The 15,958-nt window shown below is 60.3% G+C and carries 19 protein-coding genes; 17 read left to right on the top strand and 2 right to left on the bottom strand.

The features are described from left to right. Positions 1–93: 93 nt before the first annotated feature. On the bottom strand, positions 94–462 hold the full coding sequence (locus tag BM225_RS05895) for a hypothetical protein (protein ID WP_245780429.1): 369 nt from the start codon (positions 460–462) through the stop codon (positions 94–96). A 311-nt stretch (positions 463–773) separates the two neighbouring features. Between BM225_RS05895 and BM225_RS05890 the strand changes: the two genes are divergently transcribed. The 17 genes from BM225_RS05890 (at position 774) to BM225_RS05810 (ending at position 15,300) form a co-directional block, all read left to right on the top strand. Beyond that, positions 774–1,901 carry a sigma 54-interacting transcriptional regulator gene (locus tag BM225_RS05890; protein ID WP_072708334.1) on the top strand — a complete coding sequence of 376 codons (1,128 nt, stop codon included), beginning with the start codon at positions 774–776 and terminating at the stop codon, positions 1,899–1,901. Positions 1,902–1,969: 68 nt separating this feature from the next. Beyond that, positions 1,970–2,293: a flagellar hook-basal body complex protein FliE gene (gene fliE / locus BM225_RS05885; protein ID WP_072708336.1), complete on the top strand. Its 324-nt coding sequence runs from the start codon at positions 1,970–1,972 to the stop codon at positions 2,291–2,293. 45 nt (positions 2,294–2,338) lie between these two features. Then, a complete protein-coding gene (fliF, locus tag BM225_RS05880) occupies positions 2,339–4,105 on the top strand; it encodes a flagellar basal-body MS-ring/collar protein FliF (RefSeq protein WP_072708338.1) in 1,767 nt (588 codons plus the stop codon). Continuing rightward, the gene (fliG, locus tag BM225_RS05875; RefSeq protein WP_072708340.1) at positions 4,102–5,139 is read left to right on the top strand and encodes a flagellar motor switch protein FliG; all 1,038 of its coding nucleotides are present in this window, start codon (positions 4,102–4,104) and stop codon (positions 5,137–5,139) included. Before fliF ends, fliG begins: the two co-directional genes overlap by 4 nt. Further along, a complete protein-coding gene (locus BM225_RS05870; protein ID WP_072708342.1) occupies positions 5,139–6,002 on the top strand; it encodes a FliH/SctL family protein in 864 nt (287 codons plus the stop codon). The genes fliG and BM225_RS05870 overlap by 1 nt, the downstream gene beginning before the upstream one ends. Beyond that, positions 5,999–7,333 (top strand): FliI/YscN family ATPase, encoded by a 1,335-nt coding sequence (locus BM225_RS05865; RefSeq protein ID WP_072708344.1) that lies wholly within the window; start codon positions 5,999–6,001, stop codon positions 7,331–7,333. The genes BM225_RS05870 and BM225_RS05865 overlap by 4 nt, the downstream gene beginning before the upstream one ends. Then, a complete protein-coding gene (locus BM225_RS05860; protein ID WP_072708347.1) occupies positions 7,330–7,749 on the top strand; it encodes a hypothetical protein in 420 nt (139 codons plus the stop codon). The genes BM225_RS05865 and BM225_RS05860 overlap by 4 nt, the downstream gene beginning before the upstream one ends. A gap of 71 nt (positions 7,750–7,820) precedes the next feature. Continuing rightward, on the top strand, positions 7,821–9,770 hold the full coding sequence (locus tag BM225_RS05855) for a flagellar hook-length control protein FliK (RefSeq protein ID WP_072708349.1): 1,950 nt from the start codon (positions 7,821–7,823) through the stop codon (positions 9,768–9,770). An 11-nt stretch (positions 9,771–9,781) separates the two neighbouring features. After that, positions 9,782–10,378: a flagellar basal body-associated FliL family protein gene (locus BM225_RS05850; RefSeq protein ID WP_072708351.1), complete on the top strand. Its 597-nt coding sequence runs from the start codon at positions 9,782–9,784 to the stop codon at positions 10,376–10,378. 13 nt (positions 10,379–10,391) lie between these two features. Then, a complete protein-coding gene (gene fliM / locus BM225_RS05845) occupies positions 10,392–11,399 on the top strand; it encodes a flagellar motor switch protein FliM (RefSeq protein WP_072708354.1) in 1,008 nt (335 codons plus the stop codon). Then, positions 11,396–11,689 carry a flagellar motor switch protein FliN gene (gene fliN, locus BM225_RS05840; RefSeq protein ID WP_072708356.1) on the top strand — a complete coding sequence of 98 codons (294 nt, stop codon included), beginning with the start codon at positions 11,396–11,398 and terminating at the stop codon, positions 11,687–11,689. Before fliM ends, fliN begins: the two co-directional genes overlap by 4 nt. A 151-nt stretch (positions 11,690–11,840) precedes the next feature. Beyond that, entirely contained in the window at positions 11,841–12,119 is a 279-nt protein-coding gene (locus tag BM225_RS05835; protein WP_072708358.1) for a hypothetical protein, read from the top strand. Beyond that, entirely contained in the window at positions 12,116–12,859 is a 744-nt protein-coding gene (gene fliP, locus BM225_RS05830; RefSeq protein ID WP_072708361.1) for a flagellar type III secretion system pore protein FliP, read from the top strand. The genes BM225_RS05835 and fliP overlap by 4 nt, the downstream gene beginning before the upstream one ends. Before the next feature lie 4 nt (positions 12,860–12,863). Then, positions 12,864–13,130 carry a flagellar biosynthesis protein FliQ gene (fliQ, locus tag BM225_RS05825; protein WP_072708363.1) on the top strand — a complete coding sequence of 89 codons (267 nt, stop codon included), beginning with the start codon at positions 12,864–12,866 and terminating at the stop codon, positions 13,128–13,130. After that, on the top strand, positions 13,130–13,954 hold the full coding sequence (fliR, locus tag BM225_RS05820; RefSeq protein WP_072708365.1) for a flagellar biosynthetic protein FliR: 825 nt from the start codon (positions 13,130–13,132) through the stop codon (positions 13,952–13,954). The genes fliQ and fliR overlap by 1 nt, the downstream gene beginning before the upstream one ends. Then, on the top strand, positions 13,947–15,095 hold the full coding sequence (gene flhB / locus BM225_RS05815; protein WP_072708367.1) for a flagellar biosynthesis protein FlhB: 1,149 nt from the start codon (positions 13,947–13,949) through the stop codon (positions 15,093–15,095). The genes fliR and flhB overlap by 8 nt, the downstream gene beginning before the upstream one ends. Position 15,096: 1 nt before the next feature. Then, the gene (locus BM225_RS05810) at positions 15,097–15,300 is read left to right on the top strand and encodes a hypothetical protein (RefSeq protein ID WP_072708369.1); all 204 of its coding nucleotides are present in this window, start codon (positions 15,097–15,099) and stop codon (positions 15,298–15,300) included. A gap of 38 nt (positions 15,301–15,338) precedes the next feature. On the opposite strand, the gene BM225_RS05805 is transcribed toward BM225_RS05810, so the two are convergent. After that, positions 15,339–15,899: a hypothetical protein gene (locus BM225_RS05805; RefSeq protein ID WP_072708371.1), complete on the bottom strand. Its 561-nt coding sequence runs from the start codon at positions 15,897–15,899 to the stop codon at positions 15,339–15,341. Positions 15,900–15,958 lie beyond the last annotated feature (59 nt).

Genomic DNA, 15,958 nt, shown 5'->3' with positions numbered 1-15,958 from the left:
ATTTCTTTACGAGTGGCACCAACGATATTCCGCCAGCGCGCACTGCCTCGTCGTCACGTCTGCAAGCCCCGTGCCGAGTCCGGGGCAAAGCGGTTAAGCCGCGTCGCTTGAATCGAAATTAAAAATGCAGACCCCGTCGAAACCGGTCGATCGGAACAAGAAGGTCGACTTCATCGCATCGACAAAACCGCCGTGGTTTTTCTCGAAAGCTTTCAGCTCTACCGCCGACGGAAAGAAGACATTCACAGAAATGTCGCCCTCTTTACTAATCAGCACGGTCAGACCGGACATATTACAATTGGGAATCGCATTCCCCAGAGTCTCGGTCACGAACGGGGCTGCAATCTGCGCCGCATCCAGACTCGGGAACTTAAGATGATAGGTTTTCGACAACATGACAGCCCACGCCTTTTCAATAATGGCAACTGAGTCTGTTAACGGCCCTGCTTCAGATTCTTTCATAGGCCTTTTGAAGGTGGACTTTATATCCGAACGGGTAACCCTTTGACGGGCAAAGCGGTTCGGGTATGGTCGAAGGGTGCAAAGGATATGCGAAGGGCCGCCTCGATGCACCTAACGAGGTGTCGAGAATCCGTCGGGTGTCAGATATACCAACCCCAGTGACGGGGTTCTGACATCGCCTCTTGGGCTATCACTGTGAGTATCGGCTCGTTTGAGCTCCGTTTTAGGGCCGATCTGAAATTTTTTTGGTTTTTTTCGAGTTTGGCACGACTCCTGCCTTGTTTGTTTCCAACAGCAACACGAGGACCACCATGACCGACATTCTGATCAACGAGACTGCTTTCATCGCTGCCACCGGCCTGATCGAACTGCTCAAGCGTCGTCGTGCCAAAGTCAGCAACGCCGCGGATACCAAAGCCACAACTTACGTCGCATCGGCCGCCGCCGAAGCCGAAATGGGCGGCCAGCGCGGCATCGTCGAAGCCGCCAAGACTGCAGGCGCCAAGCGCGTCATTATTGTAGACGAGGCTGCAACCGAGCTGACCATCACCGAAGAACTAGGTGGCCGCATGATCCGGTTCGGTCTGCCCGCAGGTTCGACTGACCCGCTGCGCAACGGCCCCGTCCTGATGCTGTCGGACCTGATCGCTGCTCCTTATGGTGGCATGGTCGCGGCAGACGCGCAGACCGGTGCCCTGATTGACATGACCGCCCGCGTCGCTCGTACCGACGTCACCGTCTTTATCAACGGCCCCACCGGCAGCGGCAAAGAAGTGCTGGCTCGCACCGTGCACGATCACTCCAGCCGCGCGGACAAGCCCTTTGTCGCGATCAACTGCGCAGCGATCCCCGAGAACATGCTCGAAGCGATCCTGTTCGGTTACGAGAAGGGTTCGTTCACCGGCGCATCGACCGCAAACAAAGGCATCGTCCGCGCAGCTGACGGCGGCACCCTGCTGCTGGACGAAATTTCGGAAATGCCCTTGGGTCTGCAAGCCAAGCTGCTGCGCGTCCTGCAGGAAAAGAAAGTCACCCCGCTGGGTTCTCAGAACGAATGCGCCGTGGATATCCGCGTGATCGCCACCTCGAACCGTGACATGGCAGAGGCTGTGCAGGCCGGCACCTTCCGTGAAGACCTGTACTACCGCCTGAACGTCTTCCCCCTCGCGACCCAGTCGCTGGCCGAGCGCGCACAGGACATCCCTGCACTGGCTGCTGCCCTTCTGCGCCGTCACTGCGGTGAAAACCTGCCCGTTCTGACCGAAGAAGCCTGCGACGTGCTGATGGCCCACAGCTGGCCCGGCAATGTTCGCGAGCTGGAGAACGTGATCCAGCGCGCACTGGTTCTGCATGACGGCGTCCAGATCACTGGCGCAGACATCATGCTGAACGGCCGTCCGGGCCTGATGCCCGCACCCATGATGGCAGAGGCTGCGTAAGACAGCCCCGCCTCCCCGCCCCAAAAAAATAAAATCGAGCAGGCAACTTTAACCAGAGGATCAGAGACATGAGCATCTCCGGAGCGACATCAGCACTCGGCGCACTCCCTCTTTCTTCTACGACGTCGTCGACCAACCCGACGCAGAACCTCAAGCCTTCGGGTAATGAAGGTCCTTCGTTCGGGGATCGGGTCAACGACGCGATCAATAACGTCGCACAGGCGCAGAACAACGCGGCAGACGCTGCCAAGGCTTATGAAACCGGCAAGACCGACGACATCGCTTCGGTGATGGTTGAACAGCAGGTCGCTTCGCTGGGGTTCCAGATGACCCTCCAGGTCCGGAACAAGGCTCTGAGCGCCTATCGCGACATCATGAACATGCCGGTCTGATTTTAGACCAGAGCATCGTATTAGTTTTGAAGACAGGGACACACCATGGTTGACACATCGACAGCACCGGTACCCGTGAACGGCCAGAAAAACGAACTGGTCGCCAAGGGTGAAGCCGCGCTCGCGTGGACCAAAGGCGTCACAGATCAACCCGGCATCCGCCGTGCGATGCCCGCCATCGTGCTGGTCTCGGCCGCCGTGCTGGGTCTGATGGTTTACATGTTCCTGAATACTTCCGGTCAGGTCGCCCTGAACACCGGCCTTCCGGACTCTGAGAAAACCCAAGCAATCGAGCTGCTGAATGGTCAGGGCATTGCTGCCACGATCAACAGCGCCAATGGCCAGATCGAAGTTCCCAAGGGCGATCTGTACAAGGCCCGCATGGCGCTGGCCGCCGAAGGTCTGCCCGCAGGCACCCCTGACGGTCTGTCCACCATCACCGACATGCCCATGGGCACCAGCCGCAGCGTCGAAAGCGCGCGTCTGCGCCGTATGCACGAACTGGATCTGGCCCGCTCGATCTCGGAAATCAAATCGATCACCCAGTCGCGCGTGCACCTTGCCCTGCCAGAACGCACGGCGTTTGTCCGCGACAGCCAGCCGCCCCGCGCCTCGGTTTTCGTCCAGGTCGCGCCCGGCCACACTCTGGGCCAGAGCCAGGTTGACGCGATCGTCAGCCTTGTCAGCACGTCGATCCCCGGCATGCCCCGCAGCAACGTGTCTATCGTGGACCAGACCGGCCGCCTGCTAACCAACAATACCGAAGACGAATTCACCGCGCAGACCGACCAGCAGACCCGCCAGCGGATCGAGCAGGAAACTCTGTTCCGTCAGCGGATCGAAGCATTGATCATGCCCATCGTCGGCCTTGGTAACGCGGCTGTTCAGGTCACACTGGACATGGACTTCACCCGCTCCGAGGTGATGAACGAACAGTATAACCCGAACCAGACCGCCCTGCGCAGCGAGCAGAGCATGCTGGACGAGAGCAGCAACGGCAAAGCTGGCGGCATCCCCGGCGCGGTTTCGAACACCCCGCCCAAGGAAATGGATCTGGACGCCGAGCAGCCCGGTGCAGGCTCGAAATCGAACGAGACCCTGCAGAACCGCTCGTCCTCGTCGACCAAGAACTACGAAGTCAGCCGCCGTGTGGAAACCATCGTTCCGCAGTCCAGCCGCATCACTCGCGTGAACGCTGCCGTGCTGCTGCGCGCACCGACCAGCGCCGACCCAACCGAACCCGCCGTTCTGCCCGAGGCCGTCCTGCGCGAGATCGAGGCTCTGACCCGCACCGCAGTTGGATACGATGAATCGCGCGGCGACATCATCACCGTGTCGTCCAGCCCCTTCATCGACACCTTCGATGTCTACGAGGCCCCTTGGTACGAAGCCGAATGGCTGCCCCGCGTTGGCCGCATTCTGGCCCAGCTGGTTGCTCTGGCGATCGTCATCCTCGGCATTATCCGCCCGCTGATGTCTCGCCTGCTGCCCAAGCCCATGGAGTATGGCATCAGCCCCGCTCTAGCCGACACTGTCGAAGTTGGCGAAGGCGACACCCTGTCCACTCTGCGGGCCCGTCTCGCGGGACAGGATGCCCCCGAGGGCGCCGCCGAAGGCAAGAAGAACGGCAAGTCCGACAAAGCCAAAGGCGATGTTGTACCGCGCGGTCCCGAGAGCGAACTGCTCAAGAACGAAGCCGCGACCTACGAAGAAAAAGTTACCCTGCTGCGCCATCTGGCCGAAGTCGAAAGCGCCCGCGTTGCTGCTGTGTTCCAGCAGATGATCGAGCGTGACAAGGAGATCTCGAAATGAACGCTCTGGTCCCCGTGAATGAGGAAAACACCCAGCTGGCCGAATTGAATGGCACCCAGCGCGCCGCGGTTCTGATGCTCCTCTTCGGAGAAGCGGCCGCCGCGTCGGTCCTGCGGGAACTGACCCCCGGACAGGTTCAGGATTTGGGCGCCGCGATGTTCTCGGTCCGTCAGATCCACCACAAGACCATCGCAGCCGTCGTCGACGAATTCCTGGGGGAACTGAACGAACAGACCAACATCGGCATCGGCGCAGGCGCCTACGTGGACAGCGTCCTGCACGAGGCGCTGGGTCCGGACAAGGCGCAGTCGGTTCTGTCGCGCATTACCCGCTCTACCGCCGACCACCCGATCGAAATCTTCGACTGGATGGACGCCAAGGCGATCTCGGAACTCATCATGGACGAACACCCGCAGATCATGGCGCTGGTCATCGCGTCCATCGACGCACAGCTGGCAAACGAAGTGCTGCGCCTGCTGCCCGAGGACGTCCAGCCCGATATCATCTTCCGCATCGCGACACTGACCAACGTGCAGCCTGACGCATTGAAAGAGCTGGAGCAGGTCATGCAGCGCAAGTTCAAGGCCAACACCACCCTGCGCGCCAGCCAGATCGGCGGTATTCGTTCTGCTGCTCGTATCATGAACTTCGCAAAGCAGGACATGGAACAGCGCATCATGAAGGCGATCCGCACCGAGGACAAAGACCTCATGGAGACCCTGCAGGACAACATGTTCGTCTTCGACAATCTGGTTCAGTCGCAGGACCGCGCAATCCAGACGCTGCTGCGCGAGATCGACGCCGAAATCCTTACGGTCGCGCTCAAAGGCTCGGACGACTACGTCACCGACCGCCTGCTGTCGTGCATGTCCACCCGCGCCGCCGCCAACATCCGCGACGAGATGGAGGCCATGGGCCCGATCCGGCTTACCGCCGTCCAAGAAGCGCAGAAACAGGTTGTCGCCGTTGCGCGCCGCCTTGCCGACGCAGGCACAATCACGCTGGCCGGTCGCGGCGGTGAGGAGATGGTCTAATGTCCCAGCAGTCGCGCCCCAACCCTGCGCTCGACCGCGCACTCGACCACGAAGACATCATGCGCCTGATCCGCGAGGCCGATCAGTCCGGGTTCGTGCAGACCGGAGGCCTGCCGACCAAGGTGTCTGCCACCCCCGAGAACTTCCGCCCCAAGGGCTTCGTTGCGGTCTCCGAAGATGAACTGCCTGATCTGTCGGACGAACTCCCCGAAGATCAGGTCGAGCTATCAGCGAACGCCGCGCCCCAAGAGGCCCCCGCTACAGACGCACCTAGCGCGCAGCCCGCAGCCCAGCAGATCGACGTAGAGGCGATCCGCAAAGCCGCATGGGCTGAGGGCTATCAGGCCGGTCTCGCCGAGGCCGAAGCCAAAGCGGCCCTGACCGCGCCAGAGCCCGAGGCACAGCCGGAGCTTATGAACGACGAGGCCGCCATCGCCGCCGCCCGCGAAGAGGCCTATGCCGAGGCGCAAGCCCAATTCGCCGAGGCCCGCGATGCATTCATCGCGGCAACGGATCGCCTGATGACCCCTGACACAGACGCGCTGGCTGGTCTGCGCGAGCAACTGACCGAAGCCGTCCGCAAACTGGCGTCCGACCGCGCGGGCGTGCAGATCGACACCACCCCTGCCCGTTTTGTGAACAAGATCGAAGCGCTGGTCGAAACCGTGGCTGCCGGTGTCAGCGACGTCACGATCCGTCTGAGCCCCAAGGATCTGGACGCTGTCTCCCCCTTCCTGTCCGAAGCGCCAGTGGTGCAGCAAAGCCGCCTGATCGCGGACGCAAATCTGCGCCGCGGCGATGTTGGCATCAGCACGCCCGACATCTCTTTGACCGACAGCCTGACCAAGAAAGGCGCGAAATGAGCTCCTTGTTGACCTCTCTGACCGGCACTCTGGATGATTTAGCCGTCAAACCGACACCGGAAATGAGCGGCAAGGTCCTGCGCTATGATGGTCTGATCCTCGAATGCACAGGTTTTCCCGCCAGCCCCGGCGCGATCTGCGAAGTTGAAACCGAAGATGGCAGCCGCGTGCAGGGCGAAATCGTGGGCTTCCGCGACGGGCGCAACATGTTGTTTCTGGACACCCCCGGTGCGCGCATCGTCTCCGGTGCCCGCGTGCGTCGTCTGGACGGTGGCCACGACGCGCTGATGGGCGAAGCGCTGCTTGGCCGCGTCATTGATGCCGAAGGTCACGCACTGGATGATGGCCCGAACCCGCAGGGCGACATTCGTTGGCCGCTGGCTGGCAAGGTGCAGAACCCGCTGGCCCGTCAGCCTGTTGATCAGGTTCTGGACGTGGGCGTGCGCATCATCAACAGCGCTCTGACCGTGGGCCGCGGCCAGCGCGTCGGCATCATCGCAGGCTCTGGCGTCGGTAAGTCGGTCCTGATCGAGATGATGACCAAGAACACCAACGCAGACGTCGTTGTCGTCGGTCTGATCGGGGAACGTGCCCGAGAAGTCGGCGCCTTTGTCGGCCATATCATGCATGGCGAGAACGCGCACAAAACCTGCGTCGTGGCCGTGCCTGCCGACCGCTCGCCCCTGCTGCGCTTGCGGGCCGCGAACCGCGCCACCGCAATCGCCGAGTACTTCCGCAGCAAGGGCAAAGACGTCCTCTTGATCATGGACTCGCTCACCCGCTGTGCCCACGCCCGTCGTGAAATCGGTCTGGCCTTGGGTGAACAGCCCACTGCCAAGGGCTACACCCCCTCGGTCGTTTCGATGATCCCCACGCTGATCGAACGCGCAGGTCCGGGTTTGAAGGGCGAAGGGTCGATCACCGCCTTCTACACCATTCTGGCCGACGGCGATGACACCAACGATCCCGTGGTGGACACCGCCCGCGCCATTCTGGACGGTCACCTTGTTCTGTCGCGCAAGCAGGCGCAGATGGGCATTTATCCCGCTATCGACATTCCCCAGTCGGTCAGCCGCGTGATGAACGACATTGTGGACAAGGACCACCAACGCGGCGCCCTGAAACTGCGCCGGATGATCAGTCTATACATGGACAACCGCGACATGATGCTGATGGGCGCCTACACGCCCGGTCAGGACCCTGAACTGGACGAGGCCGTCCAGACATGGCCGCGCATCAAGACCCTGATCCAACAGCCCGTCGACGAAAAGTCGAACTTCGTCGACAGCCGCAAGTCCCTTCTTAATCTCGCCGGAGGCGCTCTCGGATGACCCGCAAGGAAAAGCTGATGGACCTGATGGTCCGCAAAGAAAAAGCGAAACTGGGGCAGGAAAGCAAAGAGTTGGGGCAAATTGCGCAGCAAGCCGCACGGGCCGAGGCGCAATCAAACCAACTGAAAAACCTGTTGGACGAGTCCGTTTCCCAGCGCCCCGCGATCCAGTCCAAGGCGCAGTTGGCTTCGACCATGTGGTTCGGCAACGCCATCGCGCAGCAGCTGACCAATGTCGAAGTTCAGCGCGAACAAAGCGCAGCCCGTCTGGCCGAAGCACGCGGCCGCGTGGCCCAAGCCGAACAGCGCGTTCGCATCTATGGCGAAAAGGCCGTGGAAACCCGCCGCGAAGCCCGTGCCGAAGCCGACGCCAAAGAAGATAGCCGTCTGGGAGAGCGCGGGCGCACACCGCGCTGACCCCGACTTGGCACTGCTCTTGCAATGTTTGTCCTGATTGAACTCCTCCGATTTGCCCCGAAAGGATCGCTATGACCCCGCTGACGATCGCAGAGCAAAGCTTTCTCAAGCTGGACACCCCGCAACAGGCCAAGCCTGCGGCGGCCAAAGCTGTGTCCGGTGCAGGGTTCGGCAATGTGATGGCGCAGGCCCAAGAAGATGCCCCTGCCAAGGCGCAGACCGCGATTGCCACGGACACCTCTGACCAGCAGAGCGGCGAAGGCCACACCCCCGCAAAGGCCGAGGCCGCGAATTCTGACGCGGCGCCTGCAGACGCGCAAACCAAAGCGAAAGTACCCGCAGAAGCAGCCTCGTCTACCGCGAAGGCCGTCACCGCAAATGTATCCGAAGACGTGTTGCCCATGATGGCGCGCCTGCCCGAAGGCGGCCTGACGACCAAAGCGGCCGCCAGCGACACAGCGATTGCCCGAATGACAGTGAAGAGCACGGCAGACGGCGGAAAAACCGTCGCTGCCGCTGCAAAGATTCAAGAGACGGTCTCGCTTGAAGTCGCGCAGCCCGCATCTCGGGCACAGGACGCCATCGAGGCGACCTCTCTGAATATCGAGGGATTGAGGCCTGCGGTAGAGGGCTCTGCCAAAGCGCCAGCAGCACCTGAACTGGTCGCGCTTGGCGCGGGCAAGGAAACCGCTGCCCTAACAGAACCGCAGGTGGACGGAGAGATTGCGCTCGTGCAGCCTCAGGCCAAGGAAAAACTGCAGGCGCTGAACACAACAACCAGTACTGCCGCGCTGACCCTGCAGCAGGCAGGCGAACCGACCTCGGCAGAGGGCGACGCGCCCGTGACGACCCACGCATCCTTGTCCCTGCGCGCTCAAGTCGGCGTGAAAGCTGCCAAGCCTCAGGCTGAGAGCCAGGCCGCGTCAGCAGCTGCTGAGCAGATCGTGGCAAAGGCCAACGATGGCACTGAGCCTGCGAAATCCGATAGTCTGGAGATTGCTTCGCCCGAGATTGCGGCCCTGCAACCCGAGGCAAGCCTGAAAGACGCCGTGTCTGAAGCCGCACAGCCCGAGGTCGCACAGGCTGAGGCCGTTGCTGATCCCGCCACCGATGCCGCGCTGAAAGTCGCGACCGTTGGGGCAGCTGTTGCCGCACCAGTTGCAGCGCGTCAGTCGGACAGCGCGCAACCTGCCGGACGCCAGTCCAAAGCAGCGCCCGTGATGACCGCTGACGCGTCCAAGGCACCAAAAGCACAGGCACAAGGCACCCCACAGCAGACCACTGCGCAGCCCATAGCACCGCAAGCGGGCAAGACCGCGCAAGCAGATGCCCCCCTGACCGAAGACACTCCCAAGTCCAAAGGCGTAGAGTCCAAGGTCGCCTCGGCGCCCTCAAGCTTTGAGCAGGCAATGCAACAGGCTGTGACCAAAGATGCGGGTCCAGAACTCAGCGAAGTCGCTGCCAAACCCGCAGAGCTGCCCCAACAGGCGGCCGCCCCGCAGCAACCCTTGGCCGCAGTTGCGCCTCAGGTTCAGGTGACGAACGCGCCCGAAGCGTTCCAGCAGCTTGAAACCGCCGCACGTGATGTCGCAACTACCGAGCTGGCTATGGATCAAGCCGAATGGCCCGAGAATATGATCGAGTCCATAGGCCTCGAAACGCTCGCTGATGGCGAGGCGATGGAAATCCAACTGACGCCGGAAAACATGGGCCGCGTACAGCTGCGCATGGAACTGCGGGATGGCGCCGCCTCGATCTCGATCGTGACTGAGACGTCCGAAGCAGCAAAGCAATTTAACGACAACCAGCAGAAGCTGGCCGAACTTCTGGCCAAGCAGGGTGTCGAACTGGCGAACCACAATGCCAGCACCGGTCGTGATCACGGCCGCAACGATCAGGGCGGCCAGAACGGCAGCGCCCAAGCAAATAATAACCAGAGTGACGCCACCAACGGTATCGAACAGACCGAGGCAATAACTGCCCGCAAAGATCCGAACCGGCTGGTCGATGTACAGGCATAAGGCATTGAAACATGAGTGACGCAAACACAGATGCGCCCAAAAAGAAGGGCAAGATCCTAAAGATCATTCTCATGATCCTTGGGTTCCTGCTGTTCCTTGGCGGCGGCTTTGCTGGCGGCATTTATTACGCCGGCATGCAGATGTCCCCTTCTGAAGAAGTTCTGCGACTGGTCGAACGGACCAACGGCGAAGGCGGCGGCAGCGGCGGCGAAGAGGGCGGCGAAGGCGAAGGTGAGGACGGCGAAGGTGGCCCCCAGAGAATGGTCAAGGACATCCCCGAAACACCCGTCTTCCAGACCAGCTACTATGAATTCCCGGACACCCTGACCACGAACCTCAAGGGCTCTCGCCGGTTCCTGCAGGTCGGGATCGGCATGTCGACCCAGTACGACGCCAGCGTCATCACCAACGTGGAGACACACGCAATGGCGATCCGCTCTGACTTTCTGGCTGTGATCAGCGGCTTTTCGGAAGAAGACGTCGCAGGCATGGAAGGCCGCGATCGTCTGGCCGCCGCGATGAAGAAGGCCGTGAACAACCGCCTCGAACAGCTCGAAGGCTTTGGCGGGATCGAGAACGTCTTCTTCCCCTCGTTCGTGTTGCAGTAAAGGACGCACTGCGATGGCAAAGGCAACAAAACTTTCCAGCTTCGAGGTCGCCGCGCTCGTCGACGGCCTCAAGAACCTGGACGATGACGCGGGCGACAGCAATGACGCCTCCAGTCAGGCCAAACCGTATAAGTTTGGCGAAGACAACGTTTCGGCGCTGGGGGATTACTACGGCCTGCGTATGGTGAACGAACGCTTCAACCGTCTGGCGCGCAGTGTTTTTCTGCCGTTCTTGCGCATGCAGCCGCGGATTTCATCCTTCCCCCCAGAGATCAAAGCCTATGATCACTACACCGACGAGTTGGACAACTTCAGCAGCCTGACCATCAGCCGCATCGACGAATTGCGCGGCACTCAGATGGTGGTACTGCAGCCCAGCTTCGTGTCGCTGCTGACCAATGTGTACTATGGCGGCGAGCTGAAAACACCCCCTCCGACGAACCGCAGCGAATTCACGGCGACAGAGCTTAGGGTCATCGAACTGGTCGTTGGCGGCCTGAACCGTGCGCTGGAGATGGCATGGCGCGATCTGTATCCGGTGCATTTCACGGGCTCTGCTCACGAGGAAAATCTGCAATTCGCCAGTTTCCTGGATGGTCAGGAACAGGTGGTGAAATGTTCCTTTATTGTGCAGCTGCCTGGCGGCGATCCGGCGGACGTTGATATCTTGTATCCGCTTCAAACGCTGAAACCGATCGCGGCGCAACTGCGCTCGCGCAGCCAGTCCGACATTGTCGGCGAAGACCTAAGCTGGCGCGCCCGCCTAGAGCGTGCCGTCATGAACGTACCGCTGACCATCACCGCCCACCTGGACGAACCGCAGGTCCAGTTGCGTGCGATCACCGACCCCACTCCGGGCAAAGTTGTGCCCGTCGATCTCAAACCTGCCCCGCGCCTGTTGGTCGAGGGTCAGCACTTCTTCAACGGCGACATTGGCGAAGTGAACGGCAAAGCCGCAATCAACATTACCGAATGCGTGGCCACCATCCCGCAGGCTGAAAAAGAAAGGATGACCGGATGAGCGATAACCCAGTTGCCGCTGCTGACAACGTCAACGCCAAGCTCGGAATGCTGGCCAACGTCAAAGTGCGCATGACGGTCGAAGTCGGCCGCACCGAAATCACCATTCAGGACCTGCTGCGCCTGAACGAAGGCTCAGTCATCGAACTGGACCGGATGGCGGGCGATCCGCTGGATATTCTGGTCAACGGCACCATCATCGCCCGAGGCGAAGTCGTCGTGGTCGGCGAACGGTTCGGCATCCGCTTTGGCGAGATTGTCGATCCCGAAACACGGATGGCCTCTGTCTAAGGGCGCCTCATGGCCCCAAATCCCGAAAACCTGACGCGGTGCATACTATTGCGCTGCGCCCCTCTATCGTTTGGATAGGGGGGCTTTGTCCCGTTTGGCATGAAACCTGCTCCCGTATTCCTGACAGATGCACGGGAATTGGAGCAGAGCCTTGGACATCCTGGAAATACAACAGATCATCACAGTCCTCGCATTTCTGGGGGTTTTGGGTCTGGCATGGCTGGTCGTTCAAATGAACAAGACCAAACTGGCCAGCAAAACCGCTGCGGGACGCCGCCTGATCGTGCGGGAAAGCACCGCACTGGGAAACGGTGAGCGCGCGCTGCTGATCGAAGCAGACGGTCATTCCGTTCTGGCGATTATGCCTCGCAAAGGACAGGCACAGATGCTGGCTCTGACCGCAACCGCTGGTGCGGAGGTGGCAGAATGATCCGCCGTTATGCTCTGCCTGCCACAGCTGCTCTGATTGCCCTATCGGGCGCCGCTCAGGCCCAAGGGCTGCCTGCCCTACAACTCGAGGGCGCGGATGGCGAAGTCACCTATTCGTTGACCCTGCAAATTCTGGCGCTGATGACGGCGCTGACCGTCCTGCCCTCGATCGTTTTCGGGATGAGCGCGTTCACCCGCATCATTATCGTACTGTCGATCCTGCGTCAGGCCTTGGGCACGCAGCAGACCCCACCAAACCAAGTGCTTGTGTCGATCGCTCTGTTCCTCAGCTTCTTTGTCATGCAGCCCATGCTGACCGAGCTCTACGACACCTCGATTGCACCCTATCTGGACGGCGAACTGGCTGCTCCGGTCGCGCTAGAACAAGGCCGCTCCATCGTCACCGGCTACATGCTGGGGAATACCCGCCAGAACGACCTGATGATGTTCGCCGAGCTCGCAAATGCCGCGCCGTTCGAGGCGAACGAAGATGTGCCCCTGTCAATCCTGCTGCCCGCTTACATCACGTCCGAACTGAAAACCGCGTTCCAGATCGGTTTCCTGATCTTCCTGCCGTTCCTTGTCATCGACATGGTGATCGCCTCGATCCTGATGGCGCTGGGTATGATGATGCTGTCGCCGATGCTGGTCTCGCTGCCGTTCAAACTTTTGCTCTTCGTTCTGGTGGACGGATGGGCCCTGATGATGGGGTCGCTGGCCTCTAGCTTTATGGGGAGCTAACCCAATGGATTTCGACGCAAATATCGAGCACCTGCAGATCGCTTACTGGAATATCCTGCTGACTGCGGGGCCTGTTCTGGGCATCGCATTGGCCGTCGGTCTGATGGTCGGGGTCCTGCAAGCCGCAACCTCGATCAACGAAGCGACGCTCAGCTTTGTCCCCAAACTGGCCATTGTCCTGATCTCGATGGCCCTGATGTCCGGCTTCATGCTGCGCGTGATGTCTGACTATTTCGCTCTGATCTTCGAAACCATCGCGACCATCAACTGATGCTGCAACCACCGGCCTTCAACTATGACTCGGGCATTCCCGGCCTCGAACTGGCAGAACTGCTGAGCTATGCTGTTCAGTATGCCTTTGGAATGCTGCGGATCGGCGCGTTCATCTTGTCCGCTCCATTTTTCGCTGCGCGTTACATCATGCTGCCTGTGCGGATCATGATGTCGGTGATCCTGACCCTGCCGGTGGTCAACAGCGTCCCAATGCCTCCGGTCGATCAGCTGGTCGCTCTCACCGCTGTTCCGATGATCCTGACAGAGTTGACCATCGGCCTTGCCGCTGGATTGGTTCTGTCGATCATCTTTGGCTCCGCGTCGGTGGCCGGTGACCGGATCGCAGCCACGGCGGGTCTGGGCTTTGCTGCGCAGATCGACCCCGCGTCTGGCACCAGCGTTCCTGTGGTCTCGCAACTTTTTAGCCTGTTCATGCTGGCGACCTTTGTCGCCGTGGATGGGCACCTGATTGCTCTGAATATCCTGATTGACAGCTACACCTTGCTGCCGCCCGGTGGCCCGATGAATGCTGGCCCGTTATTGGCGGCTGGCAAAGAAGCTGTTAGCTATATGTTCAACTTCAGTGTCCAACTGATGATGCCTGTGGTATCGGTCCTGCTCTTGGTGAACGTCCTGATCGGCGTGATCACCCGTTCGGCCCCGCAGATGAACATCTTTTCGTTCGGCTTTCCGATGACGCTGACTATGACTGTGGTTCTTCTGTTTTTCGGCGCCCCTGTTCTGGGCAAGGCATGCGAATGGGTCCTTGGATCCTCGCTCGAACTGATGGAACACATGTTCCGGGAGATGGCGAATGGCTGAAGGTGACGACGGTCAGGAAAAGACAGAAGACCCAACGCCGAAACGAAAAGAACAGGCGAAAGAAGACGGCAAAATTGTCACTTCCAAAGAGGTGTTCGTTCTCTTTAGCATCGTGTCCGCGATGGGCATTGTCATGGTTGCCGGCATTTTCGGCGAGACCCTGTCTGGCACCTGGGCCAGCTGGTTGCGCTGGGACAGCACAGAGCAATTAGACACGATCATCCTGTCGCGGCTCAAGGAATCCATTATCGCCCTGTTTCTGATCGGCATGGCCATCGGTATCCCAATGTTGGTGCTGACCATTGCAGTCCAGGGGGCCATGGGCGGACTAAACTGGGCCCCCAAAGCGATGGCATTCAAGCCTGACAAGATGGACCTCCTCAAGGGCCTAAAGCGCATGGTTTCGATGAAATCGCTGGTCGAACTGGGCAAGGCACTAATGAAGGTCGGCTTGCTTGGCGGGGCTGCTTACGGCGTCGTGATGTCTATGATCCCCGAGATGGATCTGATGTACACCATGCCGGTTGGCAGCTCGATCGGACTGTTCCAATCGGGCGTGATCAAACTTCTCAGCGCGCTCATCGTCGGATTGCTGATCATCGGCGCCGTCGATCTGGGTTACCAGATTTACAGCCTGAACAAGAGTCTGAAGATGTCCCGTCAAGAACTGAAGGACGAATTCAAGCAGACCGAAGGCTCGCCCGAACTCAAGGGCGCGATCCGCCGCCGTCAGATGGAAGCGTCACAAGGGGCGACACGGGCCAAAGCGTTGGACGACGTGCCAAACGCTACAGCCGTGATCACCAACCCGACGCACTTTGCGATTGCCCTGCGCTATGACCCTGAACAGGCCGACGCCCCGGTCGTTCTTGCGATGGGCAAAGGCGCAATGGCTCACCGGATCATGGAGCGTGCCGCCGCTGCCCGCATCACCACCGTGCAAGCGCCGCCTTTGGCCCGTGCGCTCTACTTTACCGGCCAGATTGGTCAAATGATCCCAGAGGCTCTGTTCGTGGCCGTGGCTGCGATTCTGGCGCACGTCTACCGACTGGACCACGACATGCCGACCGAAATGCCCGATCTGGAGATTCCCAAGGAACTGCGCCTCGACGAACATGGCCGACCAGAGGAGACCGCCTGAGATGCGTGTAAAAAAGCATAAACAGAGTGTTGGAACCCTGATATCGACCGTCAGCTTTGCAGGGGTATCAGTCGCTCTTGCGGATCAGGCAATGCAGGCCGAAGGCCTGCGCGCTGCGGCAATATGGGCCTCTGCTGCCATGTGTTTGGCGGCGGCCCTGCGCTTCCGCATCGCGGACTTGGTACAAAGATGGCGCGGTCAGTAACCTGCCGCGCCACGTGAAACAATTTCTTGCCGAGCGCCTCAGAGCACGGGCATGATCTGCGCACCCGCACCCAGACGTTCGGCCCAGCCAACCATATCTGCGGACACTTCCATCTCGAGATCGGGCGAAACTTTGACCAGCGCAGCCACTGCGCGGTCTTTCTCTTTCTCCATCGAGATTTCTTTGATCTTCACCGTAGTCCACGCACCAGAGCCAACACGGATCTCGACCAGGTTGAGATCGTCAGTCTCGCGGATGAGCCAAGCCACGTCCTCGAGTTTGTACTCAACCGCGCCATCGTCGCGATGTTCTTCGATCTTGACCACGTGCGTGCGCACGAAACGCTCTAGGGCATTGCTCTGGCTCAGGATGATGCCGCCACCGATGCGGGGCCAGCCCTCTTCGAGTTGCATGCCCAGCGAAGTCCATTCGCCGGAAAATCCCTCGGGGCGATAGGCCAAGGTCGCGCCGTCGCCGCAGCGGGCCACTTCGTGCGCGCCATCCCCGAAAACGATTTTGGCGAACGGCTGCAAGTTTTCCATAGAGACGAATGCGCCAGCTTCGTCAGCGTTTCCAGTCGTGCCTGCAGTTTGCGACATCTGTGCCTCTTTCGAATAAACGGTCAGGAAGACCCCATGAGTGACATCAGGGGCTAAGT

Source organism: Donghicola eburneus, assembly GCF_900115865.1.
GTDB lineage: Bacteria > Pseudomonadota > Alphaproteobacteria > Rhodobacterales > Rhodobacteraceae > Donghicola > Donghicola eburneus.
The sequence above is the reverse complement of the archived record's forward strand: the minus strand, read 5'-3'. Positions and strand labels throughout refer to the sequence as shown.

What these genes read in the sequence shown, in the direction of transcription:
- flhB (WP_072708367.1), top strand. Translation starts at nt 13,947, where the DNA reads ATGGCTGAAGGTGACGACGGTCAGGAAAAGACAGAAGACCCAACGCCG.
- BM225_RS05850 (WP_072708351.1), top strand. Translation starts at nt 9,782, where the DNA reads ATGAGTGACGCAAACACAGATGCGCCCAAAAAGAAGGGCAAGATCCTA.
- fliE (WP_072708336.1), top strand. Translation starts at nt 1,970, where the DNA reads ATGAGCATCTCCGGAGCGACATCAGCACTCGGCGCACTCCCTCTTTCT.
- BM225_RS05870 (WP_072708342.1), top strand. Translation starts at nt 5,139, where the DNA reads ATGTCCCAGCAGTCGCGCCCCAACCCTGCGCTCGACCGCGCACTCGAC.
- BM225_RS05855 (WP_072708349.1), top strand. Translation starts at nt 7,821, where the DNA reads ATGACCCCGCTGACGATCGCAGAGCAAAGCTTTCTCAAGCTGGACACC.
- fliQ (WP_072708363.1), top strand. Translation starts at nt 12,864, where the DNA reads ATGGATTTCGACGCAAATATCGAGCACCTGCAGATCGCTTACTGGAAT.
- fliR (WP_072708365.1), top strand. Translation starts at nt 13,130, where the DNA reads ATGCTGCAACCACCGGCCTTCAACTATGACTCGGGCATTCCCGGCCTC.
- fliP (WP_072708361.1), top strand. Translation starts at nt 12,116, where the DNA reads ATGATCCGCCGTTATGCTCTGCCTGCCACAGCTGCTCTGATTGCCCTA.
- BM225_RS05865 (WP_072708344.1), top strand. Translation starts at nt 5,999, where the DNA reads ATGAGCTCCTTGTTGACCTCTCTGACCGGCACTCTGGATGATTTAGCC.
- fliG (WP_072708340.1), top strand. Translation starts at nt 4,102, where the DNA reads ATGAACGCTCTGGTCCCCGTGAATGAGGAAAACACCCAGCTGGCCGAA.
- BM225_RS05810 (WP_072708369.1), top strand. Translation starts at nt 15,097, where the DNA reads ATGCGTGTAAAAAAGCATAAACAGAGTGTTGGAACCCTGATATCGACC.
- fliF (WP_072708338.1), top strand. Translation starts at nt 2,339, where the DNA reads ATGGTTGACACATCGACAGCACCGGTACCCGTGAACGGCCAGAAAAAC.
- BM225_RS05805 (WP_072708371.1), bottom strand. Translation starts at nt 15,899, where the DNA reads ATGTCGCAAACTGCAGGCACGACTGGAAACGCTGACGAAGCTGGCGCA.
- BM225_RS05860 (WP_072708347.1), top strand. Translation starts at nt 7,330, where the DNA reads ATGACCCGCAAGGAAAAGCTGATGGACCTGATGGTCCGCAAAGAAAAA.
- BM225_RS05895 (WP_245780429.1), bottom strand. Translation starts at nt 462, where the DNA reads ATGAAAGAATCTGAAGCAGGGCCGTTAACAGACTCAGTTGCCATTATT.
- fliN (WP_072708356.1), top strand. Translation starts at nt 11,396, where the DNA reads ATGAGCGATAACCCAGTTGCCGCTGCTGACAACGTCAACGCCAAGCTC.
- BM225_RS05890 (WP_072708334.1), top strand. Translation starts at nt 774, where the DNA reads ATGACCGACATTCTGATCAACGAGACTGCTTTCATCGCTGCCACCGGC.
- fliM (WP_072708354.1), top strand. Translation starts at nt 10,392, where the DNA reads ATGGCAAAGGCAACAAAACTTTCCAGCTTCGAGGTCGCCGCGCTCGTC.